The sequence below is a fragment of the Halobacterium wangiae genome (assembly GCF_021249345.1).
GTDB lineage: Archaea > Halobacteriota > Halobacteria > Halobacteriales > Halobacteriaceae > Halobacterium > Halobacterium wangiae.
The window spans coordinates 92,111-118,751 of record NZ_CP089588.1 but is presented as its reverse complement, the minus strand read 5'-3'; the positions used below and the strand labels follow the sequence as shown (position 1 = coordinate 118,751).

Genomic DNA, 26,641 nt, shown 5'->3' with positions numbered 1-26,641 from the left:
GTGGCGTCGACTCGTACCGTCCGAGAATCGAGGTGGTTCGTCGTCCGTACCGGGAGTAGTGGGACCGTACGCGCCCTCAGTTCGCGCCGGTGACTTCTCTGTACAGTGCCTCCAGGCGCTCGCTGGTGCGCGCGACGCTGACCTCGCGGGCGGCCTCGCGACCGTTCGATCGGCCCTCCGTCTCCAGGGCCGTGACGAGCGCGTCGACGAGTCCCTCGTCGGTCGCACAGACCCGGGACTGCGTGACGCCGTCGATGCGTTCGGCGACGTCGCCGACCGGCGTCGACACCACCGGGAGGTTGCACGCCAGCGCCTCCTTGACGGCGTTGGGCGACCCCTCGCTACGGGACGTCAACAGCAGCGAGTCCGCGGCGTTCATGTACGTCGGCATATCCTCGTGGGCGACGCCCGTGACGGTCTGTAGCTCCACGTCCTCGTCGACGCGTTCGCGCGCCGCCTCGACGACGCGTTCGGACCGCGGGAAGTTCTTCACGTCGCGTTCCGTGTAGTACGGGAACAGTACGTGGTACGCGTCGTCTCGCCAGCCGAGTTCCGCACGCGCCTCCTCCGGGGGGCGGGGCTGGAACCGGTCGAGGTCGACGCCGTGGGGGATGACCCAGCAGTCCCGGTCGAGTTCCTCGGCCATCGCCTCGGACATCACGACGACCGCGTCGGCGAACTGCCCGCAGAACTTGCTCAGCCAGCCGTACTCCCCCATCAGGTCCGACCCCCACAGGGAGACGACGACCGGGAGGTTGGGCTGGAGCACCGCGTGGGGAGCGGTCAGCCCGTAGTTCGCGTGGACGAGGTCGTAGTCGCCAAACGAGTGGCGGAGCACGGTCGGGACGAAGCGCGCGTACGCCGACGCCGGACGCGACGACGTGTTGCCGTCGTCGTACTGGCGTTGACCCGGCACCGTCAGCGTCGTGTAGTCGATGCCGCGGCTATTCAGCACCGACACCTGCTGTCTGAAGAATCGCGCCCGATCGTTCGTGACGAGGTTGAGCACGCGCATCGGTAGCTATCGACTCACCAGTCGGTACGCCGTCTTCGCGGCGGTCATCCCCGCGCCGCCGGACTCGAGTGTGTAGTACGGCGCCAGCGACGCGCCGAACTTGCTCTTGTACCGGCAGAGGCGCTCGGTGTTCGCTCCCATCAGGTCGTACGTCGAGACGGACTCGCGGGGTTCGCCGTCCGCGATGTCCTGGATGATGCGCCAGTGGAGGAGGCTGTTGACGCTGGTTCCCTCGTAGTCGGTCCGCGCACCGCCGAGCCAGTAGTACGCCGCGTCGTTGCTGTAGAGGACGACGATGCCAGAGAGGAAGCGACCGCCGGGCGTGCGGACGACGTAGGTCCGGCAGCGGTCCTCCTCGACGAGTTCCCGCGTGAGGTCGGAGACGTACGGCCAGTCGAGCGCGAACGTCCGGTCCTGTTCCTCGTAGCGGTCGCGCGTCCGCTCGAACACCGTGCGGACGCCGTCCTCGCCGGCGACGTCGACCTCGACGTCGAGGTCCTTCGCGTCACGGACCTCTCGGCGCAGGCTCTTGCTGAACGACTTCAGCATCTCGTCGGTGTTCTCTCCGACGTCGAGGTGGTACGTGAAGGAGGTGTCGAGTGAGAGGTTCGACCAGACGTACGGCCGGGGGTCGGGGTAGGCAGTGGGGCAGACGGTCCGGAACAGGGTCAGCCTGGCGTCGACGTCCAGTTCCTCGAGGACCTGGTCGGCGAACCGACCGTTGACCTGCTCCTGTTTGCGCCGCTTCGGACTTGTCGGCATCACGATCGGACCGAGCCGCGGGATGGCGAACCCCGGCGGCGGCGAGAGGATGGCACGCCCAACGGCGCGGTCTCTGACCACGACGGGGAACAGCCCGACCGGCTGGTCGCCCTTGAAGCCGCCGTACAGTCTGAGCTCGCCGGCGGTGTGCTCGTCGAGCACGCCGAGCGCCGCGGGCGTGTGGAATACCTCGAAACCGGACGATGGGAGCGCGTCTCCCCACTCCTCCAGTGAGAGCTGCTCGATCTCCATGTACTGGTGAGGGGCGGCCGCGAACCGTTTGTTATAGAGCGGCTACCGACCCCCCGGTGGGTCAGTCGGCGCCGGTCTCGACGGGTCGCTCGTCGAGGGCCGCCTCGTCGTAGAACGCACCCGGTGACCCCACCCACGCGCCGAGGTCGAGCGCGCGCTCGACGAGGCGCCGGTAGAGTCGCCCGTAGCCGGGGAAGTCACGTTCGCTGAAGTGTCGCGGGTGCCAGAGGACCGTCATCACGGCGTCGTTCTCTCGTGCTTCCTGGAGGGTCTGCTCGCAGGCCGTCCACGCCGCGTCGAAGTCGTCGCCGGGGTCGGGGACGGCCTGCTCCATGATCGTCAGCGGGAACACCACGAACTCGTCGTCGAACGGCCGCTGGAGGCCGTAGCCGTGCTGGAAGCCGTAGTCGTCGCTGGAACCGAGACTGCTGTCGTAGCGCAGGCCGAGGTCGCGCTGGATGCGCCAGGTCTCGGGCGCGTCCAGGTTGAGGTAGTGCTGCCGGCCGCCGGCCACCTCGTCGCCCAGGACGTCCTCGACGGCGGCCTTCTCGGCGGCCAGACGGCCGGGGTCGTCGAAGGACTCGAAGGAGCCGTGGAGTCCGACCTCCCAGCCGCCGTCGTCGAGCGCCTGGACGACCTCCTGGATGGCGGGGTCGTCCAGAGAGTACCGGCCGCCGTACAGCTGCCACCCGGTCTTGGACACCCACTCGCGCACGGGCCGGTCGCGGAGGCGCTGCTCGTCGAGCACGTAGAACGCCGAGCGGACGCCGAGGTCCGCCTCGATGCTGGTCAGGCGGTCGAACTGCCAGTAGGGGTTCTCCGTGGACAGCAGCCCGGAGAGGTGGGTCCAGCGGTTCTCGGGGTCCGTGAGCGCGTAGTAGACGTACTGGTAGGTCTTGTACGGCCGGTCGACATCGTGGGTGAGCAACAGCGCGAACTCGTGGCCGTCCGGGATTGGGCGCTCGCCCTCCCCGTCGAGACCGACCTGCTCGGGGTCCTCAGCGTAGTTCTCGCGGTTCCCCATCACGCTCCGCCCACCTCCTCGGCGAGTTCGACGGCGAGCGCGGTGACGTCGATCTTCTCCGCGAGCAACTCGCGCCGCCGGCGTCGCCACCGGGCGCCAGCGTCCGGGTCCGCGGCCAGCGTTACCGCCCGCTCGACGGCCTCCTCGGCGTCCATCGTGGACGTGACGAGGCCGTACTCTGCGAGTTCCTCGAAGACGCTCATCTCGCGGTCGAGGACGTTGTACCGCACGGCGGGCGTCGCGAGCAGTCCCGCCTCCGACGCCATCGTCCCGGAGTCGCCGACGTAGAGGTCGGCGAACGCGAGCAGGTCGAGCATCGCCGCGGGCGACACCGGCGCCTCATAGGCCGCCAGTTCGCTGGGGAGGTCGCTCTCCCCGGTGACGTAGACGTCGCCGTGTTCGGACAGCCCCTCGACCAGGTCGCGAACGCGCTCCCGCGAGAAGCCGTCCGAACCCACGTCGTGGTGGGCGTCCATGGCGACGAGGCGGACGACCGAGAACGGCTCGTCGGGGTCGATGCCCGCCTTGACGAGCGGCGCGGGGTCCGCCTCGAAGCGCGCGGGGTGGAGGTACGCGAGTTCGTGGAACCCCTGGTAGCGGAGCTGGTTGCCCGCCACGTCGCGGTCGAACTCCGCGGGCGTGCAGACGACTTCCGCGAACGGTGCCGTGAACCGCTCGACGAGACCGGCGACCTCCGTGTCATGGAAGACGACGTTCGGGACGCCGAGCGCGCGTGAGACGTGCGCTGCAGCCGGGTTCAGGTGGCTGAGCACGACGTCCGGCGATTCGGCCCGCAGGAACCGGAACAGCCGCAGTTCGCGGCTCACCCACTCTCGTGGGAGCGCGAACCGTCCGGTCTGCTTGCCGGTCAGCGGGGTGTGGTCGATGCCGTAGGCGTCGAGCAGGTCCGTCGTCACGTCCTTCTCGCGAGAGGCGACGCTGACCTCGTGGCCGCGCTCCTGGAGGGCCGTGATGGCGTTCCGGAAGAGGTGGACGTGCGCCGGGTGGGTGACGTCGACGAGCGCGTGCATCAGGCGATCATCCCGACGGTGACGCGGTGTCGCGCGCCGGAAGTGCTGCGGTCGGGCCAGCCCCCCAGCGGCCCTCGGTTCGGTCCCCCCGATTCGTGCGTCGGTCCGTCGACGCCGTCCGTCTGTGGGTTCATGATGTCGCTGTCCCGTCCTCGAACAGTCCGACGCCGCGTTTCACGAGGTTCGCGGCGCGTTCCTTCGAGCGTTCGACGACCAGTTCCGGCAGCGAGTCCACCCAGCGGTTCGGGTGGACGAGCAGGCACGCCCGGTCGAGTTCGCGGTCGTGGAGGAGCCGAGTGAGGTCCGACGTTGTGTCAGCGGAGACCGGTTTGTCGTGGCAGCCGACCGCGCGTCGCTCGACGTTCGTGGGGACGTCCGTCCACGTGCGCCCGACGTCCGAGAAGTACGGGACGTCGACGAAGTCCACCGTGAGGTAGGCGTCCCCCACGAGGTCGTACTCCGCGAAGCCGGGTGCGTCCGCGCCAGCCCACAGGTCCTGGTTGTCGTAGGGCGACAGCGGCGTGTCGTGCATGCAGACGGTGTCGACGTCGCAGGCCCGGCGGAACACGCGGAGGTTGTTCCGGAAGAGCGCGTGGGCGAGTTCCGTGTCGCCGCCCGCGTCCGCGTAGTCCTCGTACTGGTAGCCGACTTCGTGGCCGAGGGCCTCGACGCGGCCGACGCGCTCCGGGGCGAACGTCCGCGTCCGGTAGTAGTACGTCGCCCGGACGCCGTACTCGGCCTCCAGTTCGGCCATCCGCTCGGCGTTCTCGGGCTTCCGGGTGACGTCGTGGCGCACCACGACGAACCGCTCGGGGAGTCGGCCCGCCGTGAGGTACTCGCGGACGGTGAGGCAGTCGTAGCCAGCCTCCGCGATGGCGGCGAGGAGGTCGGCGTAGTCGTGCATCGTGAACCCGTCGCTCACAGCCACCCCCTCCCCACGGTGTAGGCGCGGTGGTCCGTCCCCGAGAGGTCGAGCACGTCGTGGCCGTCCACGACGACCATCGGGTCGAACGCCGTCCAGTCGACGGCGTCGAACTCCGCGTGGGCGGTGGCGAGCACGGCGGCGTCCAGGTCCCGGTCCGGGAGCTCCTCGAGGGCGACGTGCTCGGCGGGCACCCCTTCGGCGTCGACCAGCGGGTCCGCGGCCAGCACCTCCGCGCCGCGCTCGTCGAGGTGCTCGCAGATGTCGACGCCCGGACTGGCGCGAGTCTCCTCGACTCCCGCCCGGTAGGTGAGGCCGAGCACCCCCACCGTCGCGCCCTCGACGGCACCGCCGTCGGCAGCGTAGACGTCGTCCAGTTCGTCGGACTCGTGGGCGGCCGCGAGCCCCTCGGAGACGGTGTCGACGACGAAGCCTGGCATCCCGTCGTTGACGCGGCGCGCCGTCCCGACCAGCGGCGCGTCGGTGTGCAGCCAGTTCAACACGAAGTACGGGTAGTAGGGGATGCAGTGGCCGCCGACGCCCGGCCCGGGCGTGTGGAGGTCACAGAACGGCTGGGTGTTCGCGGCCTCGATGGCCTCCCGCACGTCGACCTCGAGTTCGTCCGTGAACGTCGCGAGTTCGTTGGCGAGCGCGATGTTCGCGTCCCGGTAGAGTCCCTCGAACACCTTCACAGCCTCCGCCGTGGTGGCGTCGGAGACCGGGATCACGTCGTTGTCGACGATCTCGTTGTAGATTAGCTCGGCGACGCGTGTGCTCTCGTCGTCGACGCCGCCGACGACCTTCGGGTGCGCGCCGCGGATGTCCCCGAGCGCGCGGCCGCTGGCGGTCCGCTCCGGACAGAACGCGAGTCCGAACTCGTCGGTCGACACGTTGCTGCGGTCCTCGAGCAGCGGGCGGAGCACGTCCTCGCTCGTGCGCGGCGGGAGCGTCGACTCGACGACGACGAGGTCGCCCGCCGAGAGCCCGTCGGCCACGTCCGAGACGACCGAGGTGACCGCCGAGAGGTCGGGTTCGTTGTTCTCGTCGACGAGTGTCGGGACGATGACGACGTGGATCGACGCGTCGCGTGCGGCCCCGACGCCGTCCGTGGTGGCGGAGAGCGCGCCGCGGTCGACGAGGGCCGAGACGAGTTCCGGCAGGTCCGGTTCGCGCTGCACGTGGGACCGCCCGGCGTTGATCTGTTCGACGACCGACTCGTCGATGTCGACGCCGGTGACGTTGCCCGAGCACTCCGCGTAGACGGCTGCCAGCGGCAGCCCCATCTTGCCGAGGCCGTAGACCGCCACCGGCACCTCGCCGGTGCGGAACCACTCGCGCTGCGTCGCCGGTGCCGCCTGCGACCCGTACAGCGAACGGCTCACTGTGGCACCTCCGTGGCGCTGCGGGTGGCGATCAGGTCGTCGATCCGGGTCGCCAGTTCGACCGCGCGGACGCCGTCCTCGGCGGTCACCACTGGTTCTGTCCCCTCCCTGACGGCCTCGGCGAACGCCGACAGTTCGTGTTTCAGGGGTTCGCCGTTCTCGACCAGCGGGCGCTCGACGACGCTCTCCGTGCGGTGACGGATGTCGCCGTCGGCGGCGACGTACTCCGGCGTCGAACTCCGGTGGATCTCGACGGACTGGTCGGTGTAGTCGACGGTGACGCGGCACTCGCGGGCCGTGACGGCGAGCCGCCGGACCTTCTGCTGGGTGACGCGGCTGGCGGTCAGCGACGCCACCGCGCCGTCGTCGAACGAGCAGGTCGCGGTGGCGTAGTCGCCGGCCGCGGTGCCCGACGCCGTGACGGACACCGGGTCGTCGCCCAGTATCGACCGGATGATGTCGATGTCGTGGATCATCAGGTCGAAGACGACGTTCGACTCCATCTCGCGGTCGAGCGGCGGGCCGAGTCGTTCGGCGGTCACCGCCATCACGTCGAGGTTCGGGACGATGTTCGCGAGCGTGCGGACCGCCGGGTTGAACCGCTCGATGTGCCCGATCTGGAGCGTGACCCCGGCGGACCGCGCGGCCGCCGCCAGCTCCCGACCGCGTGTCGGGTCGTCGACGAACGGCTTCTCGACGAGCGCGTGGACGCCGGCGTCGATGCACTGCTGGACCAGCGTCGCGTGCACCGGCGTCGGCACCGCGATGGAGACGACGTCCACGCGGTCGAGGAGCACGCCGGTGTCGAGTGCCGACGTGCCGTACTCGGTGGCGACTCTGATGGCGGCCGCCCGGTCCGCGTCGGCGACGCCGACCAGCTGGGTGTCCGAGAGCTCCTGGTACACCCGCGCGTGGTTCCGACCCATGCTACCGACGCCGATGACGCCCGCGCGGAGTTGCGTGCCACTCACGAGTCCATCACGCCGGTTTCGGCGACGTCGGTCGGTGCGGGTTGTGCGTCGAACGATTCGACGGCGGCGGCGATGTCGTCCAGGTCCTCGACGGACAGCGCGGGGTGGACCGGGAGGGAGAGGACGCGCTCGGCGGCCCGTTCCGCGACCGGCAGGTCGGCTCGCACGTCGGCGTACGCCTCCTGCTGGTGGATCGGGGTCGGGTAGTAGACGCCTGTCTGGACCCCCGCGTCGGCGAGGTGGGCCTTCAATCCGTCGCGGTCGTCGGAGCGGACGGTGTACTGGTGGTAGACCGAACGCCGGTCGCGGGGTTCGGTGGGCGTCTCGACGCTCGTGTCGGCCAGGCGGTCGCTGAGGTAGGCAGCGTTGCCGCGGCGCGCGACGTTGTACTCCGAGAGCTTCCGGAGCTGTGCCCGCCCGATGGCGCCACAGAGACTCGTCATCCGGAAGTTGTGGCCGACGTCGGCGTGGTCGTACCCCGACGTGCGGCCGTGGTCGCAGAAGCGGCGGACGCGGTCGGCGAGCGCCGCGTGGTTCGTCGTCACCATCCCACCCTCGCCGGAGGTCATGTTCTTCGTCGGGTAGAAGGAGAAGCACGCAGCGTCGCCGAGCGTGCCGACGGGTTCGCCGCGGTACTCCGCGCCGTGGGCCTGCGCGGCGTCCTCAACGAGCGCGAGGCCGTGGTCGTCGGCGATGTCCCGGAGCTCTCGCATCTCCGCGGGCATGCCGTAGAGATGGACCGCGAGAATCGCGGCGACGTCGTCACGGCGGCAGACGGCGTCCTTGACGGCATCGGGGTCGAGGGTGAGTGTCTCGGGTTCGACGTCGGCGAACACCGGTTCGGCGCCCGCGAGTCGGACGGCGTTGGCGCTCGCGATGAACGAGAACGGCGTCGTCACGACCGTGTCCCCGGGGCCGACGCCCAGCGCCTCCAGCGTCGCGTGGAGCGCGGTGGTGCCGTTCGTCGTGGCGACGGCACGCTCGGCGCCACAGAAGTCGGCGAACTCGGCCTCGAACTCCCGGACTACCGGGCCGTCGGCGAGCTGTCCGTCCTCGAGCACCTCGACGACGCGCTCGCGCTCGGCGGCGCCGACGTCGGGGGCGGCGATCGGGATCATCGGCTCGCGTTCCCCCCTTCGAGCTCCTCCGGGAGCGGTTCGTGGACGGCCGGCGCACCGACCGCTAGCGTCTCCGGCGGGACGTCCTCGGTGACGACGGCGTTCGCGGCGACGAACGCGCCCTCTCCGACGGTGACGCCAGGGAGGATTGTCGCGTTCGCGCCGATGGAGGCGTCGTCCTCGATGGTCGGTCCCACGAGCTCCGTCGCCGTTCGCAGCGGGTACGGGTCGTTCGTGAGTACGGCGTGGGGACCGAAGAACACCCGGTCGCCGACGGTCGTGTTCGCGGGGAGGTAGACACCAGTCTGGAGCCGCGTGCCGTCGCCGATGGTGCAGGCGCCGTCGATGACGGCCTTCGTGCCGACGAGGACGTCGTCGCCGATCGTGGTGTCCTCGCGTACGAGGACGTCGTGGCCGGTCGTGAACCGGTCGCCGATCTCGACGTCCGCGTAGACGACGGTGCCGCGACGGATGGTCGGGCTCTCGCCGATGGTCGGCTCTCCCTCGTCGCGCTCGCCGAGCGTCGCGTCCGGGTGGACGTCGGCCTCGGGACCGAACGCGGCGTCAGTCATCGCACTCCTCCTCCCCCGTGGGGCCGCTCAGCGGTCGACGAGCGGCTCGTGGTTCGGTTCGGCCGGGCGGTTCGGATATGATTGTTGCGTGGAGACATTGTCGACACCGCCGGTGGCGGTTGTCGGTTTATCCCGCGAACGTCCCATTGTTATAGACGCGCTTGTGAGGCGTTAGACCGCGCCTGATGGCGATTTCGGGGTGGTGGCGGTGAACGGAGTACGGAGTCGGTTACTCCCGGTTCGGGAGGGATTTGTCGGCGGTTCCGTCGACGGCGCCGCAGTAGCGTTCGATGTCCGCGCTGGTCTCCTCCGGCTGTCGGTTCATGTCGACGTTCGTCCGGGTAATCGCGGAGTTCACGGAGGAAATCGGGTCGCCAGTGACGGAGATGTACGTGTTCTGGACTTCCCCACCGACGTTGTCCGCGACGAGACCGTCCCGGTCCTTGCCGGTCTGGTGGACGCAGACGTTGTCGAACTTGCAACCGTCCCGGTTGGCCGCCTGTATCGCCTCGGCTCCGGCGGCCGTGCCCCTGATGACGACGTTCTCGCAGCGGAACGGTCCCCGCTCGGAGCCACCGCCTTCCGGCTCCTTGATGCGGACCGCGTTGACGTTGTCGGCGTCGACCTGGATCTGACAGTTGCGGACCGTCGCGGAGCCGAGTTCCGAGGAGAACGTCACCGCACCGTCGCTCGTCGTGACGTCGAGCAGTTCCACGAGGCAGTCCTCGACGAGCAGCGACTTGCCGCTCCGGAGACGGATCCCCCGCATGTTCTCGCCGGCGCCCGAGGCGTCGTCGCAGCGGACGTGTACGCCACGGACGACGCTCTCGTTGGCGGTTTCGATGCGCACGCCCGCGACGCCGTTGTTGAGGAACGTCCCGCCGAGCACCTCGACCGACCCCTCCGGTGGGTTCGCGTAGAGGCCGTTGTCCGGGAAGCCGGCGACGTGGCAGTCCTCGAACCGGAGGTCGCCGTGGTTCTTGTCGCCGACCTCCATGCCGGTGACACCGGTCCCGGGGACGGCGCCGTCGGGGAGGTTGATGTTCTTGACGAGCGCCTGTCCCGACTTGCTCGTGACGTCGAACCGCAGGAGGTCCTGATTGACGTCGATCTCCCCGCGAACGGTGAGGTTCTTCGCGACGACCCGGTCGTCGGCACTCACGAAGAAGGGGCGGGCGCCCGTGTTCCTCGCGGTACAGTCGAACGTGAGCCCCTCGACCAGCAGTTCGGAGAGCGGCGACGGGTAGCCGAAGCCGAACAGGACGCTCTCGAACCCGTCCGGTGGCACGATGGTCGCGTTCTCGCCGACCAGGCCGAGGCGCTTGCTGCCGTCACCGCCGAACATCATCGTGTCGTCGATCTGGTATCGACCGGGCGGCAGGTAGAGCAGCTGGTTGTCAGTCAGATGTTCCTCGAAGAGGTCGTCCGCGGCCCGGTTGCCCGTCTGGTCGGCACCCACCTCGGCGAAGTTCACGACGTTCTCGAACCCGAACTCGTCGGCGATGGCCTGGGGGTACTGTTCGCTGCCCGGCGGTCGCGACGGAGGGCCACCCGTCCCGCCGGTCGGCGTCGAGTCGCCTTCGGGTGTCGACCTGTCGTCGTTCGAACTCCCACACCCGGCGACAGCGACGAGTGCGGCAGTGCCGATGCTGGAGAGGACCGCCCGACGATTCATAGTGATGGTAGAACGATGCTAGCGGACAGGGATTGTTATGGAGCGGTTCCGTGGAGTAAGCGGAGCCTGTACTCGCGATTTCTGCCGGGAGACGCGCTCCGTCGTCGCGCCGCGATCACTCGATCTCGACGCGGGTGCCGCCCTGGTCCGGGTCGGTCTTCGGCACCGTGACGGTGAGCACGCCGTTGTGCATCGACGCGATCGCCCCGGCTTCGTGCACGCGCGCGGGAAACTCCACCTGCTGGGTCGACGTGCTCCGGGAGCGCTCCTGGCGGATGAACCGACCGTCGTCCTCCTCGACCGTCTCGTCGTGGGTCTGCTCGGCCTCCACGGCGAGCGTCCGGCCGACGAGTTCCACGCTCACGTCCTCGGCCTCGAACCCCGGGAGGTCCACGGTGACGACGAACTCTTCGTCGTACTCGACCACGTCGAGGCTCGGCTGGTTCCCGACCGACTGTCCGCCGACGGACGTCTCGTCGAGTCGTCGCTGCATCTCGTCAACGATGCGTTCGATGTCCTCGAAGGGGCTGTTTGCGGGCATCGTCGTCCAGTCCGGGCCAGCGGCGCTTTGTTAGGTAGCTGTTAGGTCGCGCGCAACGTAAGTAGACTCGGCCTGTAACGACGGTAAGATGGTCCAATCGACGGCTGGTGAACCGTGACAGACGAACAGCCAGAAACCCGCAGACAGCTCCGGGAGATTTTCGCAGCCGACCCCCGACTCGACGAGCAGTACGTTCGAGTTATTCCCGCCGCGGACGGCGACCACCCGGTCGTCGTCGTCGGCGTCGCCCACGACCACCCGGCGAGCGTCTACCGCGCGCGAACCGTCGCGGCCGAACTCGAACCCGGGACGCTCGCACTCGAGTTGCCGAACGTGCTGGTGGGGCTGTTCGAATCGTACGCTGCCGCGGGTGGCGACGAGGGCGGCGAGATGGCGGGCGCGATAGACGCCACGACCGCGGACGAGATCGTGGGCGTCGACGTCCCCGGTCGCCGGTCCGTCGGCACACTCCTCTCGGAACTGCGGGCCGCCGACCCCGACCTGGACACGGCCGCCCGCGCGGTCTACGGGTTCGGCCGGTTCGTCACCCACACCGCGCTCGGTCGCCTGCGCGAGGCGGGCGTCCCCGACCGGTGGGTCGGCAGCGGCTTCGAGCGGACGCGCACGTACGACTGCGCGCCGTCGGCATCGCCCGACGAGCAGGCCGCCCACGAGAGCGCGCACCTCAAGCGCAGCAGTACACTGCTCCGCGCGTTCGACCCGCCACAGGCGACCCGCATCCTCGACGCGACGCGGGAGCGATTCATGGGTCGTCGGCTCGCCGCGCTGCGAAAAGAGTCGTCGGTCGTCGCCGTCGTCGGCTACGGCCACCTCGACGGCATCGAGGCCGCGGTCCGCGCCGACAGCGCCTGACTGTTCAGTCCTTCAAGTACACTTCGTCGCCGGTGAACGAGCGCACGTGCGCGTGGTCGAGCGTGAACATGTCCTGGTCGTCTTTCGCCCACCCCAGGCGCTGCCGGATGCTCGTCGACAGGTCACTGTCCGGCTTGACGTGCGCGGTGCCACCGTCTACCTGCTCGATCGATCCGACGGTGTCGCCGTCGTTCGTTACCACTTTCTTCCCCTCGTCGTCGGCGTTGAACTCGCGTACCATGGCTAATCAGGTGACGGGCCGCCGCTGTCCGGCGACGTCACCGGTCACGTTCACGCCGGGCGGTCGCATTGTAATACTGCGTCTACGCGGGCGATGGCCGCGAACGGGCGGTCATAATCGCACGACTGCGGCGAGGTCGTCCTGTCTCGCTGACCGGCGGCCCACCTCCTGCAGTAAGCGTGGCTTTCAGTCGGCGGGCTGACGGCTCCGTTACCTGGCGGGTAACGCAGCCTCTCGAGCACCGAGAGGGCCGTACAGCACCGCTACGCGGGAGGGGTTACGTCCGGCGTGAGCCTAACGGACCGCCCCCGGTGCGAAGGAGGTGTATAACCAAATCCGTGGCCTGTGCGTACATCAACGATGCCAAAGTGTAGAAACTGCGGGAGTCACGTGACAGTCCAGTTCGCTCGAGTGTTCGGTGACAACCAGGACTCGGTCCACAACTGTATGGACTGCGTGCCGAACGCGGAGCTCGACGACGGCGCCGCGTCGAACTCACAGAGCCGGTCCGAGTCGCCGCTTGCGTGGAGCGAGTGACGACGCCTGCCGCCGACTCCCCGTCGGCCGTCTGACCGGGCTGCTACGAGGATGTCGGCCCACCGGGGGTCCAACCACCCGTCGTCCCGGTGAACCGCGACAGCCAGCCTCGTGCGCCCACCTCCGTTCTCTCGCCGTCGCCTACACCTCGGACACGTAGTGACCACGTCGAACACCAGCCCGGGCGACCGGGGACCTGGAGTCCCACTACGACGGAGGTCCTCCGGGGCGACAGACAGTTAGAAAACTGACTCTTTCGCCAGGGCACAGCGGTGTCCCAGCGAACGCTCCGGCGAGTATCACCGGCGCCGCAGCTCCCAGACGCCGATGACCGACACGCACTCCGGGGTGTGTCGCGGCCGGGTCGGCTGGCGGTCGATCGGCTGCCGTCGAGGTGATCCGCGAGGTGGCCGGGGCTCCGACGTGCAGTCGTTCTGGTAGGTCGCCGCTGTCGGTCGCCGTGAGTTCGGCGCTCTGCGGGGTGCAGGCGCCCACAAGGCGAACTCTCTGCCAGAATCCACCGATTATTTAACCCCCGAAGCAAAACCTCAGGCAGCGCCCACGAACTCCATGCCATCTGATAAGAACGTATCCCGAGATACGACGAGTTCAGAACCTGACACGGGCATCTTCCGGTCGGACTGGACCTCTTACGGGAACCCGAGCACGGCGGTTGCGGAGGCAGTTGCGGAAGCGACCGGGAAACAGCAGACGGACCTCGACCCACTGCAGCACAGCGTCGACGCGGACGCACTGGACGCCCTGCTGGCCAACTCCGACTCCCCGCGCCTCGAACTCTCGTTCACGTACGAGGGAGTCGACGTCCGCATCACCGGCGCGGGAGTCATCGAGATCTGGACGTAGGTCGAACCGACTCGCCCAGGCACGCAGAACGGACAACTGTAGCTCCCTGTACATCATCGAACCTGCGTTCGTCGTCCCCGTCCGCAGTACGGACCCGTTCCTGCACGAACTTCGGCTCGCTGCGCGCAGGTCTACTGCTCGTCGCTGTCCACGCCGCCACCTGCGGGACTGCGTCGGCCTGGTGTGCACCAGTGAGTGGTTCCGCACCCGCGTCGCCTGTCGAGCACTCCAGTGGATCCTCGGTGGCCGCCAGCGACTCGACGCGGGGCTCGCTCGACGCTCTGGAGCTCGTCGAGACGAGCCGACGCGTCTGCCACCTGCTCACCCTGTCCTACTGGTGTTCGCGACCGTCGCCGGTCACTCTCCGGGAGTTGCCGGGGCCTAAATAGCGTCCTAGGCCTCGTTAAGCACCTCTTACCCACGAATTCGTGCGGCCCGCCGTAGTCGTACACCACGAGTAACCTCCGCCTGTTGACGGTAACTGGGGCTTTCCAGTAATTCGTGCGGGCACCGATGATGGGTAAGGGGTATCTACCGCCCGAAACCAGTAGTCGGTGACTATCTGGTAACTATCTCGTACGCATCTGTCCGCAAGTATTGGTATCCTACTACCGTCGGACGGCTACTCCGTCAGAATCCCTTTTTGAGTAACCACTTTCTACCGGTCCATGGCGAAACGCCACAACGACGACGAGACACAGAAGGAGACCTCTACCGACGCGAGCAACGAGAAACCTCCCTCTACGAGCCGACGGACGTTCATCAAGACAGTCGGTGCTGCCGCCGCAATCGGCGGTAGCGCGACCTTACTCGGCAACGCGAAGGCTGCCGGGGACGTCGAGCAGTACCTCGACCAGAGCGGTAACGTCACCATCCCCGCCGGCGAGTACTCCTGGAGCGGCTCGGGCGTGGACGTCGGCTCCGGCGACTCGCTCGTCGGCGAGGGCAACCCCGGCGACGTCGTCTGGAACCTCGAATCGGGTACCATGGACGGCTCCGTCCGCGGCACCCTCGAGAACATCGTGGTCCGCGGCGACAACCCGCAGTCGAAGGCGGGCCTCAACCTCTACCCCGGTAGCGTCGTCGACGGCTTCGTCTGGCCGGAGGGCGGTGGCCAGGGCGAGGACCGCGCGTTCTACCACCCCGACGGTGGCAGCGAGCGGACGACCGTCCGGAACTCCGCGATCGCGTGGATGGCGAACAACGGTGCGTACACCGACAAGGCACCGGCGACCTACGAGAACGTCGCCGCCGTCAACAACAACATCGCCAACATCCGTGTCGGTCACAGAGAGAGCGCCGGGACGTCGAACCCGATGGACCACACGACGTACATCCGGAACTGCCTGGTCGCCGTGACCCAGAAGACGCGCAGCGACTACGAAGCTGGCTCGTACGCCCGCGGCATCCGGATGCGCTACCCGGGTAACTTCGTCATCGAGAACTGCTACGTCGTCTACCTCGACGTCGAGGGCACGGCGGACCTGGTCGAGATCCACGACGAGGCGCCCGGCGCCAACGTCGAAATCCGGAACTGCCACTTCCACAACGACAGCGACGGCTGGGTCGTCCGCGACAAGACCGGCGGCGACTGCAACGTCACCATCGAGGACTGCACGTTCTCCGGTTCGGGCAACCGCGGCATCCAGCCGGACTACTCCGGCAACGGACTCACCGACAAGGAGGTCACCGTGCCCCTGCCGTCGGAGATCACCGGCTACGCGGTCGCCGACGAGATCGAGGGTGTCGGCTCCGACGTCGGCCCTTTCGGGAGCGGTAGTGGCGGTAGCACCCAGGAACCGACCGACGACAACACCACGACCGAGTACGAGCACACACTGGTGCTCCACGGCGACCCCGAGAACCCCGTCTCCAGCGACGCGGTCCCCGGCGACTTCGACCTCGACGTCGTCGTGAGTGGTGAAGCCGCGCTCGGCGAGGACGCGGAGTCCAACGACGGCATCACGGCGCAGTCCGACGGGACCACGAAGATCGACGTCAACAACCTCGGGCCGGACGAGCTCGACTCCTTCCGGTTCAACGGCCGGGTCGTCGACTACGCGCTCGACGACGGCTACGACTACACCGTCGCGCTCAACGGCGTCACGACGACGTTCGAGGAACTCGTCGCCGAAGGGGCGACCATCTACGACGAGTCGACGGGGAAGACGACCGACGACTCGACAGACGACACGACCACCGACGACAGCACGGACACCGGCGGCAGTACGGGTGGCAGCACAGACGACACCCTCCCGCACCGCGTCTCCGTGTTCGCCCGCGACAAGACGGCTGCGTCGACGTACACGTTCACGGTCTCCGGGGACGTCACCCGGGACGCGACCGCGACCGTCGTCACCAGCGACGGTAACGAGTGGGACGAACTGGAGGACATCGCCAACGACGGTCAGGTCGTCGGCATCGTCGGCAGCGGCGTCGACTCCTACCGCTTCAGCGGCGAAGTCGAGAACGTGACTGTGAACGGCGACGCCGAGGTCGCCATCTACCGGGACGTCTGACGATGGCGTCGCTATCGGCTACCGACTGGAAGGAAGTCTCCCCGGACCCCGACCCGTCGAACGACCTCGACTACGAGATCATCGAACTCGACGTGATCGAGACCACCGCCGGCGGTCGGCCACAGGTGCTCGTCCTGCCGGAGGACGAGGACATGCTCCGCGAGGACGCGTTCATGGTCGTCGAGGAGTCGGCCATCTGCGACCTCGAGACGATGGTCTGACCCCGGTCACTCACCCGCTGTCGCTACCCCCTCACTCCCCGGACTCCTTCACCGGGAACGCGATCTCCACGGTCGCCTTGTAGTTGGTGACGGTCCCGTTCTCCACGTTCGCGGTCCAGTCCTCCACCTCTATCCCGCTGATGTTCTCGACGGTGTTGCTCGCCTGTTCGACGGCGTTCTCGGCCGCGCGTTCCCAGGACTCGTCGGAGGTACCCAGCACTTTGATGATCTTGACAGCAGTCATGCCGGGCGACTGTTGCAGGGCGCCCACCATTGGTATGAACGACGTACGCCTCGAAACGCCAGCCTTCGCCCGTCGCCGGCGGCGTAGGGCCGCCCAACTCGGCGCTCCAGTCAGAGCGCGATGGGCACGAGGAGGACGGCCATCAGGTGGACGCGGCGCGCGCCGAACCGCGGTGGAATCAACCCGACCAGCGTCGCCGCCACCAGCAACGCGACACCCACTGCCCCCGCGAACAGCCACGACAGGACCACCAGGAGGACGCAGACGGCGACCGTGAGTCGCCGGTGGTCGACGGCGCGAACCAGGCGGAAGTAGCGGTCCCCGACTACGGGGACGAGGACGGCGCCGACGACGGCCGCCAGCGCGACGCTCGCGAGCAACAGCGGGAGCGTCCGCGGGAGTTCCGCCCGCTCGAACGCGACCAGCACCCCCGTGTGCGGGTCGCCGAGGGCGAACAGCGCGTACAGCGCGAACACGGTGTTTGCCGTGTTCACCCCCGAGAGCGCCGCGACGAACGCCCTGTCGCCGTCCGTTCGGGTGGCCTCCAGCGCGAAGATGGCGGCGATGGCGCCGGAGACGCCGGGGACGTACGCGACGGCGGCGCCCGCGAGACTGCCCGCCACCCCGGGTTCGACGACGTCGCGCGGACTGTCGGCGACCACGGGGTCGTCCTGCTCGGGGACGCCAGCACCGCGGTAGGCCGCGAGCAACACTGGCGCGCCGAACAGGCCCGCGAACAGCGGCGCCAGCACGTCGCCGGTCGGCACGACGCCCGACGGGTCCATCGGGAGCGCGACGACGCCGAGGGCACCACTGGCGACGACGGCCAGGACGCCGCCGCCGCGTGCCCGCCACGACGTCTCGCGGGCGAGCAGGAACACGAGCAGCGCCCCGACCACCACGGTCAGGTGGGCGTAGACGAGCGGTGCGACGCGGTTGGCGACCCACGTCACCGGGACGCCGAGCACGAAGGCGACGGCGACGCCACTCCCGAGTGCGGAGATGCGCAGCGCCTCCCGCCCCCGTCCACCCATCACGAGTTTGTGTCCGGGGAGCGCACTGACGGCCATCGCCGGGTCCGGGACGCCGAGAGCGAGCGTCGGCACGACGTCGAGGAACGAGTGGGTCACCCCCGCGGCGAGCAACGCCGCACCGACGAGGTGGGGCGGTCCCGGCACTGCGGGTGCCGCGGCGGCCAGAAGGAGCGCCAGTGTGTTGACGTGCAACCCCGGAACGAGGCCGGAGCACGTCCCGAGCAGGATGCCCGTCGAGACGGCCGCCACCGCCGCCGCTGTCGCTCCCGGCCCGACGAACACGCGCACCCCGGCAACGTCCATCGGGGCGAGTTGGTCCCGGACTCGCACTTCAACCTACGCGTCGCTACGGACGGCATCACGCGGAAACGGACGCGTCGCTACGCAGTGTGGCGCAAAAAGAACGGTGTACTGTGTGGAACCGAGTTAGCCGAAGAGGTCGCCGAGACCTTCGCCGCTGGCCTCTTCTTCCTCGTCGTCGTCCTCGTCCTCTGCTTCCGCTTCGGGTTCCTCGTCGGCTTCCTCCGCTTCGGCCTCGTCGGCCTCCGCGGGACCACCGGCGGGCGCGGCGCCCGCGGCGGGTGCGGCGGCGGCCTGTTCGACGGCCTCCTCGATGTCGACGTCCTCGAGCGCGGCGACGAGCGCCTTGACGCGGGACTCCTCGACATCGACACCGGCGGCCTCGAGGACGCCAGTGATGTTTTCTTCGTTGAGCTCTTCACCAGTCTCGTTCAGGATGAGTGCTGCGTAAACGTACTCCATTGTTATCCGAACATCTCCCCGAGGCCTTCGGCGCCGGAGTCTCCGTCGTCGTCGTCGGAGTCGTCGGCGTCTGCCTCGGATTCAGTTTCTTCTTTGTCGCTCTGTGCTTCCTCCTCGTCGCTGTCGCCCTCAGCGGGCGCAGCGGGCGCTTCGATATCGCGGAGCTCCTCCGGGAGCGCCTCGTCGTCGTCGATCTGCGCGGCGAGCGCGCGAACCTGCGCGTCCGCCTTGCTGACGAGGTCCTCGGCGAGGTCCGGGCTCTCGATGGCCGCCTGGAGGCCGAGGCTCTTCGCCTCGCCGCTGCCCTTCGCGAGCAGCGCGCCGACGGTCTGCGCCGTCGGGTACTCCGCGTTGATCGAGAGGTTGCGGGCCGAGGCCACAGCGGACTGGATGTCCGCGCGGTACTCCTCGACGTCGATCTCCAGTTCGTCTGGCGTGAACAGGACGCCCTCGGAGAAGACGCCGCGCAGGTCGAGGCCGACTTCCTTCGGCTCGATGCCGAGTTCCGCGAGGACGTTGGCCACGTCCGTGGACACCGTCTCACCTTCCTCGGTGACGACGGAGTCCTCGAGCACCTGGATGGAGCCCTCCTGGATGCGCGCGTTCGCGCCGATGGTCTGGAGTTCGCCGACGAACGGACCCGGGTCGATGCCCGTGTCACCCTCTGGGATGACGATGTCGTTCGGGGCGACCTCGCCGGCGTTGATCGGTGCCGGCGTCTTCGACGCCTCGAGCTGCTTGAACAGCCCGAACGGGTTGTCGTTCGTGGCGACCAGTCCGACCTCACCCGAGATGTACTGGGTGAGCTCTTCGAGGCCGTCGTCGACCTCTTCGAGCGCGCGAACGAGCAGCGTGTTGCGGCTCATGCGCAGGGCCGCCGAGCCGTGGAGGCCGCGGCGCATGTCCTGGAGCTGCTTGCTTGGGATGCCCGTGACGCTCACGACACCCACGCTGTCGTACTGTTCGAGGAGGTCGACGAGCGCGCCGACCTCTTCCTGTTTCCACTCGGGGATGTGGTCCGTCGTGCGCTCTTCTGCGGACATATCAGGCCACCTCCACGGCGGGCCCCATCGTCGTCTTGACGTAGACGCCGTCGATGTTGAGGGGCCCCTTCTCGAGGTCCGCGTGCAGGCGACGCAGGATCACGTCGATGTTGCTCGCGATGTCCTCGGCGGACATGTCCTCCGCACCGACGCGCGTGTGGAACGTGCGACGGTCGCGGCTGCGAAGCTGCACGGTGTTCTTCATTCGATTTACTGTCTCGACGACGTCGTCGTCGGGCTGGAGCGGCGTCGGCATCTTGCCGCGCGGGCCGAGAACTTGACCGAGTGCACCCGCGATGTCCTGCATCATGGATGCTTCCGCCACGAAGAACTCGGTGTCGTCAGCGAGGTCCTTCGCGGCGTCGGTGTCGTCTGCGAGGTCCGCGAGGTCGTCTCCGTCGAGAACCTCGTCTGCGACCTCCTCGGCGCGAACCGCGGTCTCGCCCTCTGCGAAGACCACGATCTTCGTCTCCTGACCGGTACCCGACGGCAGCACGACGCCCTCGTCGACTCGATTCGACGGGTCGTTGAGGTCGAGGTCGCGCAGGTTGATCGCGAGGTCCACCGTCTCACGGAAGTTCCGCTCTGGGGCCTCGTCGAGTGCGCGAGCTACCGCCTCTTGGATATCGTTGTCTGCCATCTTTCACCTCCGTAGTGCGTCGACCCTGTGAAGGCCAGATCTCCTACGGGTCAGTGAAACAGGCTACGCCTGTCTCGCTTCGACAGAGGTGGATGCCGGCCTTAAAACCGTCGAACCAGTCTCGAGCCGCCTGCGGCGCTCTCACGGCGTGAGCGCGTCTGAAACACCTGCTCCCGGCCAGTCGGTTCAGCCTGCCGGTTCGCACACGGTTCGACCGGCAAGCGTGCGTCCGAGCGGTGGAGTAATCCCGACCGACCGCGATGGCTCCGGGTAGAGATGACGCGTTCGCCCGACGCCCAGCCCAACCAGTGGAACACCGAGACGTACGACGGGAGCCACTCGTTCGTCTTCGAGTACGGCGAGGCGGTCGTCTCGCTGCTCGATCCGCAGGCCGGCGAGCGCGTCCTCGACGTCGGCTGCGGCACCGGCCACCTCACCGACGCCATCGCCGACTCGGGGGCCGACGTCGTTGGTGTCGACAACGCCGAGGCGATGCTCGCGGAGGCGCGCTCGGCGTACCCCGACCACGAGTTCGTCCACGGCGACGCCCGGGACCTGGCGTTCGACGAGTCGTTCGACGCGGTGTTCTCGAACGCCGCCCTCCACTGGATCCCCGACCAGGACAGCGTCCTGGAGTCGGTCGCCTCGGTGCTACACCCTGGCGGCCGGTTCGTCGCGGAACTCGGCGGGACCGGAAACGTCAGCGCCATCGTCGACGCGGTGTTCGCGGAACTGGAGCGCCGTGGCTACGAGCGGAGCCACCCGTGGTACTTCCCGTCCGTGGGAGAGTACGCGTCCCTGCTCGAGACCCACGGGTTCGAGGTTCGCTACGCCGTCCTGTTCGACCGACCCACGGAACTCGACGACGGCGAGGACGGCCTGGCCGCGTGGCTGGAGATGTTCGGCGACAGTCTGCTCGCCCCCGTGCCGGCGTCGGAACTGGACGACGTCGTCGCCGCCGTCGAGGACGAACTGCGGGCCGAGTACTTCGCGGACGGCGCCTGGACCGCGGACTACCGTCGGCTCCGCTTCGTCGCCGTGAAGACGGGAAACTGACTGGTCAGCGACGGTGAACCGGAGAACTGCGAACCGCGATCGGGTACCAGGCTTACGCCGCGGCTTCTTCCGCGCCCAGCACTTCGTCGTAGTCGCCGTTCGCGACGCGCTGCTTGAACGTCCGTGCGTCCTCGCCCTCGATGGTGACGCCGAGGGAGGCGCAGGTGCCCGCGACCTCCTTGGCGGCGTTGCGCGTGTCGTAGGAGAGCAGGTCGGGTTTCTTCTGCTCGGCGATCTTCTTCAGCTGCTCGATGGAGAGGTCGGCGACGAACGTCTCCTGGGGTTCGCCGGAGCCGGTTTCGAAGCCCGCCTCGTCCTTGATGAGCGCGGCCGTCGGGGGGACACCCACCTCGATGCTGAAGGAGCCGTCCTCCTCGTACTCGACGGTGACGGGGACCTCGGTCCCGTCGAACGCCTCTGTCTGGTCGTTGATTTCTGCGACGACGCCCTGCACGTCCACGGGAGTAGGTCCGAGCTCGGGACCGAGCGGTGGGCCGGGATCGGCCTGACCGCCGGGTACGAGCACTTCTATCGTCTCAGCCATACCCAGAAGAACCGTCGCCGCAGTTTTAACCCTTTCTTTTCAGGGGAGACTGATTCCCTGCCGCGTGAGGTAGTCGTTGACCTTCTTGATGACGACCGGGCTCCCGATGATGCGGACCAGGTCGCTGTCCTCCGGTTCGAAGACGGTGACGACGAACTCCGCCTCGAGGTCTTCGCGGAACCCCTCCACTGTGGCAGCCGGCAGCACGATCTGGGTGCTGTCGCGGAAGGTGGAGGGGTCGGCCATTACTACGCTGTGCTTTGAGACGAACTATTAACGTGTCGAAAGCAACGCCGGCGGGCGCGGAGGAAAGCGCTTTTCGGCACTAGCATCGTAGCCTCGGACAATGGGTATCGAGGAGGAGATCGAATCGCTCGAAGAAGAAATCGCCAGTACGCCGTACAACAAGTCGACGGAGGCCCACGTCGGCCGTCTGAAGGCGAAGCTCGCCGAGAAGAAGGAGAAACTCGAGAAGCAGGAGGCGGGTAGCGGCGGCGGTGGCGGCTACGCCGTCGAACAGCACGGCGACGCGACGGTTGCGCTCGTCGGCTTCCCCTCGGTGGGGAAGTCCTCGCTCATCAACTCGATGACGAACGCGGACAGCGAGGTCGGCTCCTACGAGTTCACGACCCTCGACGTGAACCCGGGGATGCTCGACTACCGCGGCGCGAACATCCAGTTGCTCGACGTGCCGGGACTCATCGAGGGCGCCGCCGGCGGCCGCGGCGGCGGGAAGGAGATCCTCTCGGTCATCCGCGCCGCCGACCTCGTCATCTTCATGCTGTCGGCGTTCGAGATCGACCGCTACGAGCGCCTCTCCGAGGAACTGTACAACGTCAACATCCGCGTCGACGAGGAGCCACCGACCGTGAACGTCCGGCGGAAGGGCAAGGACGGCATCGACGTGAACTCCTCGGGCGAGATGGACCTCGACGAGGACACGGTGAAGGGAATCCTCCGCGAGCGCGGGTTCGTCAACGCGAACGTCACCATCCGCGGCAATCCCTCGGTGGACCGCCTGGTCGACGGCGTGATGGACAACCGCGTCTACATGCCGTCGCTCGTCGCGGTGAACAAGGTCGACCTCATCGACCCGTCGTACGCGGAGACGATGAAGGCGAACCTCCGCGAACAGGGCATCGACCCCGACGACGCCATCTTCATCTCCGCGGAGGAGGAGAAGGGCCTCGAGACGCTGAAAGAACGCATCTGGGCGGCACTCGGCCTCATCCGCATCTACATGGACAAGCCCGGCCGGGGCGTCGACTACGAGGAACCGCTCATCGTCCGCGAGGGCGACACCGTCGACGACGCGCTCCGGAAACTCGGCGGGACGCTCGACGAGCGGTTCCGCTTCGCGCGCGTGACTGGTCCATCCGCGCAACACGACGAACAGCAGGTCGGCCGCGACCACGAACTGCAGGACGAGGACATCCTGCGCGTCGTCGCGCGGCGGTAGATGAACCGTCGGCTCGTCGGCGTGGTCGTCCTCGCCGGCCTCCTCCCGTGGGTCGCCGTCACCTGGCCCTCGGGCTGGTACCCCATCTTCTCCGTCGGCTTCCTCCGTATCGAGTCGCTCGCGTTCACGTCGCTGCCCACGTACGTCGACCGCGTCGGCGCCTTCCCCGCTCACCTGCAGGCGTGGCCGATCGCGGTCCTGCTGTGGGCCGGAGCCGTCGTCACCGCGCTCGTCGACCGGGTCGACGCGGCCGTGACCGTCGGCCTGCTGGTGCTCGCGGGCGCCAGCGTGCTCTCGCTCTCCGTCTCGCTGTCCGGCCAGCGCGGCATCACCGCTGTCCCCCTCGGGGCGCTGTGGCTGTGGACCGCGGCGGCCGTCTGCTACGCGGACCTGTTCGTCGCCGAGTGACGGTCCGCCGTTCCGCGTCCGGTACGCTTTTCGACGCCGCAGTGCACCGTCCGAACATGAGCGACTTCGTACTCGACCACACGATGATGCGCGTCGGCGACCTCGAGGAATCACTGGACTGGTACCAGTCACACCTCGACTACGTCGAACACGCGCGCTGGGAGGCCGAGACGTTCACGAACGTCTACCTCGGCCCCGAGGACGTCCACGACGAGGGCGCGCTCCTCGAACTCACGTACAACCACGACACCGCGGAGTACGACCTCGGGGACGCGTTCGGTCACATCGCCGTGCGCACCGAGGACGTCTACGACGCCTACGAGCAACTGATGGACGAGGGCGTCGAGGACTACCGCGACCCCGACTCCTGCGGTGGTTCCTACGCGTTCGTCACGGACCCGGACGGCCACGAGGTCGAACTCGTCGAGCGCGACTACGGCCAGCAGTGGAGTCTCGACCACACGATGGTGCGCGTCGAGGACGCCGACCAGCACCTCGGCTTCTGGACGCGGAAGTTCGAGTACGAACACACGGGCCGCTGGGAGTCCGACACGTTCGCGAACTACTTCGCGAAACCCGGGGGCGCCGCCGACGAGGCGATGGCGGTCGAACTCACCTACAACTACGACGGCCGCAGCTACGACCACGGCGACGACTGGGGCCACCTCGCCGTCCGCACCGACGACCTGGTCGGTGACTGGGAGGACCTGCTCACCCGTGAGGCCGCCGACTACCGCGACCCCGAGTCCTGCGACTACAACTACGCGTTCACGAAGACGCCCGACGGCCACGAGATCGAGGTGCTGGACCCCGCGGAGTCGCCGATGGACCGGTCGGCCTGACGGACGAACCACGCGTTCGTACACCTTTTCCACGGCGACGCCGTACCAGGGACATGGGACTGCTCCAGTCGCTGAAGCCGGAGTCGCTGAAGCCGAAGTGGAAGTGCGAGAACTGCGGGAAGACCTACCGGCGGAACCGCCGCTCCTGCTCGAACTGCAACAGCACCGTCTTCGAGAAACTGCGGTAGCCGAACCCGGCCAGTAGCTGATTACTCGAGCAGGTCCGCGGGCGCGTCCGCGAGGCCGACCAGCGCGTCCCGCTCGACGTGGTGGAGGTCGCCCGGGAGCACGAGCAGGTGGAGCGGGTCGCCGAAGTCGAGTGCTGCGAGTGTCTCGAGCGGAGCGGCGCGAACTGTCGCGTCCGGTGCGCCCGCACGTGCGACGACGACGCCGAGCGCGTCCGGATTCCAGTGTTCGGCGAGCAGGCCGGCGGCGTGGCTCGCGGTCATGTACTCGTCGCCCTCGATTCGCGGGTGGTCGACCTTGATGTCCAGATAGCAGAGCGTGTGGAGGCCGCGCTCGCGGTTGGCCTCGATGGTATCGACGACCGACCCGGGGACGCCGTCGGCGCCGTGGGCCCACTCGAACGGGAGTGTCGTCGCCTTCCCGAAGCGGTAGTTCTGGAGCCCCGTCAGACTGGAGGCGGCGGACTCGGCTGTCGGCGCGTGGACGACGCGGGTGTCGATACCGCGTTCTTCGGCCCGCAGCCGGAGGTCCACGTGCGTCGTGGATATCATCGTGTCGCCGGCGGTGAGGAAGACGGCGTCCCCCGACTCGGCGGCGTCGAGGATCGGCCCCGGGTCCTGTTCGACGCCCGCGCGGTCCCGGACCTCGATGTCGGTGTCGTGGTAGGCTTCGAGGTCGGCGACGTCGGCGCCGACGAGTCTGCTGGTGTAGAACTCCGCGAACGCACGGTCTGCGGCGGCGATAGCGTCGCGCCCCGCGACGGTGACCGAGCGCTCGTCGTAGAGTCCGAGACCGACGAACGTGAGCATGGGCGGAGTTGTTCGCGAGCGACCCTATGGGTTTCGAGACTGCCGCGGGACCAACGACTTTGCCGGTGGCAGACGACGCTTCACACATGGAGTACGTCACCCTCGGCAACACGGGAACGAAGGTCTCGCAGCTCTGTCTGGGCACGTGGCGCTTCGGCCGCGAGGCGGACAGCGGCGAGGTCGAGACCACGAAACGTGAGGCCCACCGCCTGCTCGACCGGGCGTGGGAGCAGGGCGTCAACTTCGTCGACACCGCGAACGTCTACGGCACGCCGTCGGGCACCAGCGAGGAGTGGATCGGCGACTGGATCGCGGACTACGACCGCGAGGACTTCGTGCTCGCGTCGAAGGTGTACGGCTCGATGGGCGAGGGTCCGAACGACAGCGGTCTCTCCCGGAAACACATCCGGCGACAGATAGACGGGACCCTCGACCGCCTCGGCACGGACTACCTCGACGTCTACTACATCCACCGCTGGGACGACGAGACGCCCATCGCGGAGACGCTGGACACGCTCACGAACCTGGTCGAGGAGGGGAAAGTGAACTACCTCGGGGCGTCCACGATGGCGGCCTGGAAACTGACGAAGGCGTTGTGGACCGCCGACGTCGAGGATCACGCGCGCTTCGACGTGACCCAGCCGATGTTCCACGCCGCGGCCGGCGAGGACGTCGCCGACTACCTCGACGTCTGCGCCGACCAGGACCTCGCGGTCTGTCCGTACTCGCCGCTCGCCGGGGGCTTCCTCACCGGGAAGTACGAGCGCGACGACAGCGGCGGCGTCACCGGTCCGGAGGGCTCCCGCGCCGACCTCGACGACCAGTTCGCGGACTACTACGTGAGCGAGCGCGGCTGGCAGGTCCTCGACGAAATTCGCGACGTCGCCGACGAACTCGATCGGACGCCCGCGCAGGTCGCGCTCCGCTGGCTAATCGAGCGCGAGGCGTTCACCTGCACGCCCATCGTCGGCGCGCGCACGACAGACCAACTCGACGAGAACGTCGGCGCCACCGAGTTCTCGCTCTCCGACAACCAGCGGACGCGCATCGACGACGCCCGCACCGGAGCGGGCGACACCGACGACTGAGCGCCC

At 68.3% G+C, this 26,641-nt stretch carries 31 protein-coding genes; 11 read left to right on the top strand and 20 right to left on the bottom strand.

Annotated features, from left to right (window positions below; genetic code table 11):
* Positions 1-76 precede the first annotated feature (76 nt).
* From LT965_RS00615 to LT965_RS00565, 11 genes are all read right to left on the bottom strand, one after another.
* The gene (locus LT965_RS00615; RefSeq protein ID WP_232702079.1) at positions 77-1,015 is read right to left on the bottom strand and encodes a glycosyltransferase family 4 protein; all 939 of its coding nucleotides are present in this window, start codon (positions 1,013-1,015) and stop codon (positions 77-79) included.
* 6 nt (positions 1,016-1,021) lie between these two features.
* On the bottom strand, positions 1,022-2,029 hold the full coding sequence (locus LT965_RS00610; RefSeq protein ID WP_232702078.1) for a GNAT family N-acetyltransferase: 1,008 nt from the start codon (positions 2,027-2,029) through the stop codon (positions 1,022-1,024).
* Positions 2,030-2,090: 61 nt separating this feature from the next.
* Positions 2,091-3,053: a polysaccharide deacetylase family protein gene (locus tag LT965_RS00605; RefSeq protein ID WP_232702077.1), complete on the bottom strand. Its 963-nt coding sequence runs from the start codon at positions 3,051-3,053 to the stop codon at positions 2,091-2,093.
* Entirely contained in the window at positions 3,053-4,084 is a 1,032-nt protein-coding gene (locus LT965_RS00600; protein ID WP_232702076.1) for a DUF354 domain-containing protein, read from the bottom strand. The genes LT965_RS00605 and LT965_RS00600 overlap by 1 nt, the downstream gene beginning before the upstream one ends.
* Before the next feature lie 130 nt (positions 4,085-4,214).
* On the bottom strand, positions 4,215-5,006 hold the full coding sequence (locus LT965_RS00595; protein WP_232702075.1) for a polysaccharide deacetylase family protein: 792 nt from the start codon (positions 5,004-5,006) through the stop codon (positions 4,215-4,217).
* Positions 5,003-6,388 carry a nucleotide sugar dehydrogenase gene (locus LT965_RS00590; RefSeq protein ID WP_232702074.1) on the bottom strand — a complete coding sequence of 462 codons (1,386 nt, stop codon included), beginning with the start codon at positions 6,386-6,388 and terminating at the stop codon, positions 5,003-5,005. The genes LT965_RS00595 and LT965_RS00590 overlap by 4 nt, the downstream gene beginning before the upstream one ends.
* On the bottom strand, positions 6,385-7,359 hold the full coding sequence (locus LT965_RS00585) for a Gfo/Idh/MocA family protein (protein ID WP_232702073.1): 975 nt from the start codon (positions 7,357-7,359) through the stop codon (positions 6,385-6,387). The genes LT965_RS00590 and LT965_RS00585 overlap by 4 nt, the downstream gene beginning before the upstream one ends.
* Positions 7,356-8,477 carry a DegT/DnrJ/EryC1/StrS family aminotransferase gene (locus LT965_RS00580; RefSeq protein ID WP_232702072.1) on the bottom strand — a complete coding sequence of 374 codons (1,122 nt, stop codon included), beginning with the start codon at positions 8,475-8,477 and terminating at the stop codon, positions 7,356-7,358. Before LT965_RS00580 ends, LT965_RS00585 begins: the two co-directional genes overlap by 4 nt.
* On the bottom strand, positions 8,474-9,049 hold the full coding sequence (locus LT965_RS00575) for an acyltransferase (RefSeq protein WP_232702071.1): 576 nt from the start codon (positions 9,047-9,049) through the stop codon (positions 8,474-8,476). The genes LT965_RS00580 and LT965_RS00575 overlap by 4 nt, the downstream gene beginning before the upstream one ends.
* A 229-nt stretch (positions 9,050-9,278) precedes the next feature.
* Positions 9,279-10,724, bottom strand: a complete 1,446-nt coding sequence (locus LT965_RS00570; protein WP_232702070.1) for a hypothetical protein — start codon at positions 10,722-10,724, stop codon at positions 9,279-9,281.
* Positions 10,725-10,839: 115 nt separating this feature from the next.
* The gene (locus LT965_RS00565; RefSeq protein ID WP_232702069.1) at positions 10,840-11,265 is read right to left on the bottom strand and encodes an Hsp20/alpha crystallin family protein; all 426 of its coding nucleotides are present in this window, start codon (positions 11,263-11,265) and stop codon (positions 10,840-10,842) included.
* Between the two features lie 114 nt (positions 11,266-11,379).
* Between LT965_RS00565 and LT965_RS00560 the strand changes: the two genes are divergently transcribed.
* Positions 11,380-12,138 carry a TraB/GumN family protein gene (locus LT965_RS00560; RefSeq protein WP_232702068.1) on the top strand — a complete coding sequence of 253 codons (759 nt, stop codon included), beginning with the start codon at positions 11,380-11,382 and terminating at the stop codon, positions 12,136-12,138.
* A 4-nt stretch (positions 12,139-12,142) separates the two neighbouring features.
* Here the strand turns inward: LT965_RS00560 and LT965_RS00555 are convergent, their stop codons facing one another.
* Positions 12,143-12,379, bottom strand: coding sequence for a DUF8593 domain-containing protein (locus tag LT965_RS00555; RefSeq protein ID WP_232702067.1), 237 nt, complete (start codon positions 12,377-12,379; stop codon positions 12,143-12,145).
* 360 nt (positions 12,380-12,739) lie between these two features.
* Between LT965_RS00555 and LT965_RS16615 the strand changes: the two genes are divergently transcribed.
* The 4 genes from LT965_RS16615 (at position 12,740) to LT965_RS00540 (ending at position 16,520) form a co-directional block, all read left to right on the top strand.
* Positions 12,740-12,916 carry a DUF7563 family protein gene (locus tag LT965_RS16615; RefSeq protein ID WP_432419301.1) on the top strand — a complete coding sequence of 59 codons (177 nt, stop codon included), beginning with the start codon at positions 12,740-12,742 and terminating at the stop codon, positions 12,914-12,916.
* Positions 12,917-13,486: 570 nt separating this feature from the next.
* On the top strand, positions 13,487-13,780 hold the full coding sequence (locus tag LT965_RS00550) for a HalOD1 output domain-containing protein (protein WP_232702066.1): 294 nt from the start codon (positions 13,487-13,489) through the stop codon (positions 13,778-13,780).
* A 668-nt stretch (positions 13,781-14,448) separates the two neighbouring features.
* Entirely contained in the window at positions 14,449-16,299 is a 1,851-nt protein-coding gene (locus LT965_RS00545; protein WP_232702065.1) for a right-handed parallel beta-helix repeat-containing protein, read from the top strand.
* 2 nt (positions 16,300-16,301) lie between these two features.
* Complete coding sequence (locus LT965_RS00540; protein ID WP_232702064.1) at positions 16,302-16,520, top strand: hypothetical protein; 219 nt, start codon at positions 16,302-16,304, stop codon at positions 16,518-16,520.
* Positions 16,521-16,551: 31 nt separating this feature from the next.
* On the opposite strand, the gene LT965_RS00535 is transcribed toward LT965_RS00540, so the two are convergent.
* The 5 genes from LT965_RS00535 to LT965_RS00515 form a co-directional block, all read right to left on the bottom strand.
* Positions 16,552-16,764 carry a dodecin family protein gene (locus tag LT965_RS00535; protein WP_232702063.1) on the bottom strand — a complete coding sequence of 71 codons (213 nt, stop codon included), beginning with the start codon at positions 16,762-16,764 and terminating at the stop codon, positions 16,552-16,554.
* Positions 16,765-16,874: 110 nt separating this feature from the next.
* Positions 16,875-18,101 carry a tripartite tricarboxylate transporter permease gene (locus tag LT965_RS00530; protein ID WP_232702062.1) on the bottom strand — a complete coding sequence of 409 codons (1,227 nt, stop codon included), beginning with the start codon at positions 18,099-18,101 and terminating at the stop codon, positions 16,875-16,877.
* 123 nt (positions 18,102-18,224) lie between these two features.
* A complete protein-coding gene (gene rpl12p / locus LT965_RS00525; RefSeq protein ID WP_232702061.1) occupies positions 18,225-18,560 on the bottom strand; it encodes a 50S ribosomal protein P1 in 336 nt (111 codons plus the stop codon).
* Between the two features lie 2 nt (positions 18,561-18,562).
* Positions 18,563-19,603: a 50S ribosomal protein L10 gene (locus LT965_RS00520; protein ID WP_232702060.1), complete on the bottom strand. Its 1,041-nt coding sequence runs from the start codon at positions 19,601-19,603 to the stop codon at positions 18,563-18,565.
* A gap of 1 nt (position 19,604) precedes the next feature.
* Complete coding sequence (locus LT965_RS00515; protein WP_232702059.1) at positions 19,605-20,243, bottom strand: 50S ribosomal protein L1; 639 nt, start codon at positions 20,241-20,243, stop codon at positions 19,605-19,607.
* A gap of 276 nt (positions 20,244-20,519) precedes the next feature.
* On the opposite strand from LT965_RS00515, the gene LT965_RS00510 reads away from it, so the two are divergent.
* Positions 20,520-21,299, top strand: coding sequence for a class I SAM-dependent methyltransferase (locus LT965_RS00510; protein WP_232702058.1), 780 nt, complete (start codon positions 20,520-20,522; stop codon positions 21,297-21,299).
* 52 nt (positions 21,300-21,351) lie between these two features.
* Here LT965_RS00510 and LT965_RS00505 read toward each other — a convergent pair whose 3' ends face one another.
* Together LT965_RS00505 and LT965_RS00500 are read right to left on the bottom strand one after the other, a co-directional pair.
* Positions 21,352-21,843 carry a 50S ribosomal protein L11 gene (locus tag LT965_RS00505; protein WP_232702057.1) on the bottom strand — a complete coding sequence of 164 codons (492 nt, stop codon included), beginning with the start codon at positions 21,841-21,843 and terminating at the stop codon, positions 21,352-21,354.
* A gap of 39 nt (positions 21,844-21,882) precedes the next feature.
* Positions 21,883-22,089 carry a VNG_1110C family protein gene (locus LT965_RS00500; protein ID WP_232702056.1) on the bottom strand — a complete coding sequence of 69 codons (207 nt, stop codon included), beginning with the start codon at positions 22,087-22,089 and terminating at the stop codon, positions 21,883-21,885.
* A 100-nt stretch (positions 22,090-22,189) separates the two neighbouring features.
* On the opposite strand from LT965_RS00500, the gene LT965_RS00495 reads away from it, so the two are divergent.
* From LT965_RS00495 to LT965_RS16525, 4 genes are read left to right on the top strand one after another with little or no spacing between them, the layout of a single operon-like run.
* Entirely contained in the window at positions 22,190-23,302 is a 1,113-nt protein-coding gene (locus LT965_RS00495) for an OBG GTPase family GTP-binding protein (protein WP_232702055.1), read from the top strand.
* The gene (locus tag LT965_RS00490; protein WP_232702054.1) at positions 23,303-23,710 is read left to right on the top strand and encodes a DUF8050 family protein; all 408 of its coding nucleotides are present in this window, start codon (positions 23,303-23,305) and stop codon (positions 23,708-23,710) included.
* Positions 23,711-23,766: 56 nt separating this feature from the next.
* Positions 23,767-24,552 (top strand): VOC family protein, encoded by a 786-nt coding sequence (locus tag LT965_RS00485; RefSeq protein ID WP_232702053.1) that lies wholly within the window; start codon positions 23,767-23,769, stop codon positions 24,550-24,552.
* Between the two features lie 53 nt (positions 24,553-24,605).
* Entirely contained in the window at positions 24,606-24,740 is a 135-nt protein-coding gene (locus tag LT965_RS16525) for a hypothetical protein (RefSeq protein ID WP_269782705.1), read from the top strand.
* Between the two features lie 21 nt (positions 24,741-24,761).
* Here the strand turns inward: LT965_RS16525 and dph5 are convergent, their stop codons facing one another.
* Positions 24,762-25,547, bottom strand: coding sequence for a diphthine synthase (dph5, locus tag LT965_RS00480; protein ID WP_232702052.1), 786 nt, complete (start codon positions 25,545-25,547; stop codon positions 24,762-24,764).
* A gap of 86 nt (positions 25,548-25,633) precedes the next feature.
* Here dph5 and LT965_RS00475 point away from each other — a divergent pair, with 86 nt between their 5' ends.
* Positions 25,634-26,635: an aldo/keto reductase gene (locus LT965_RS00475; RefSeq protein ID WP_232702051.1), complete on the top strand. Its 1,002-nt coding sequence runs from the start codon at positions 25,634-25,636 to the stop codon at positions 26,633-26,635.
* Positions 26,636-26,641: the final 6 nt, after the last annotated feature.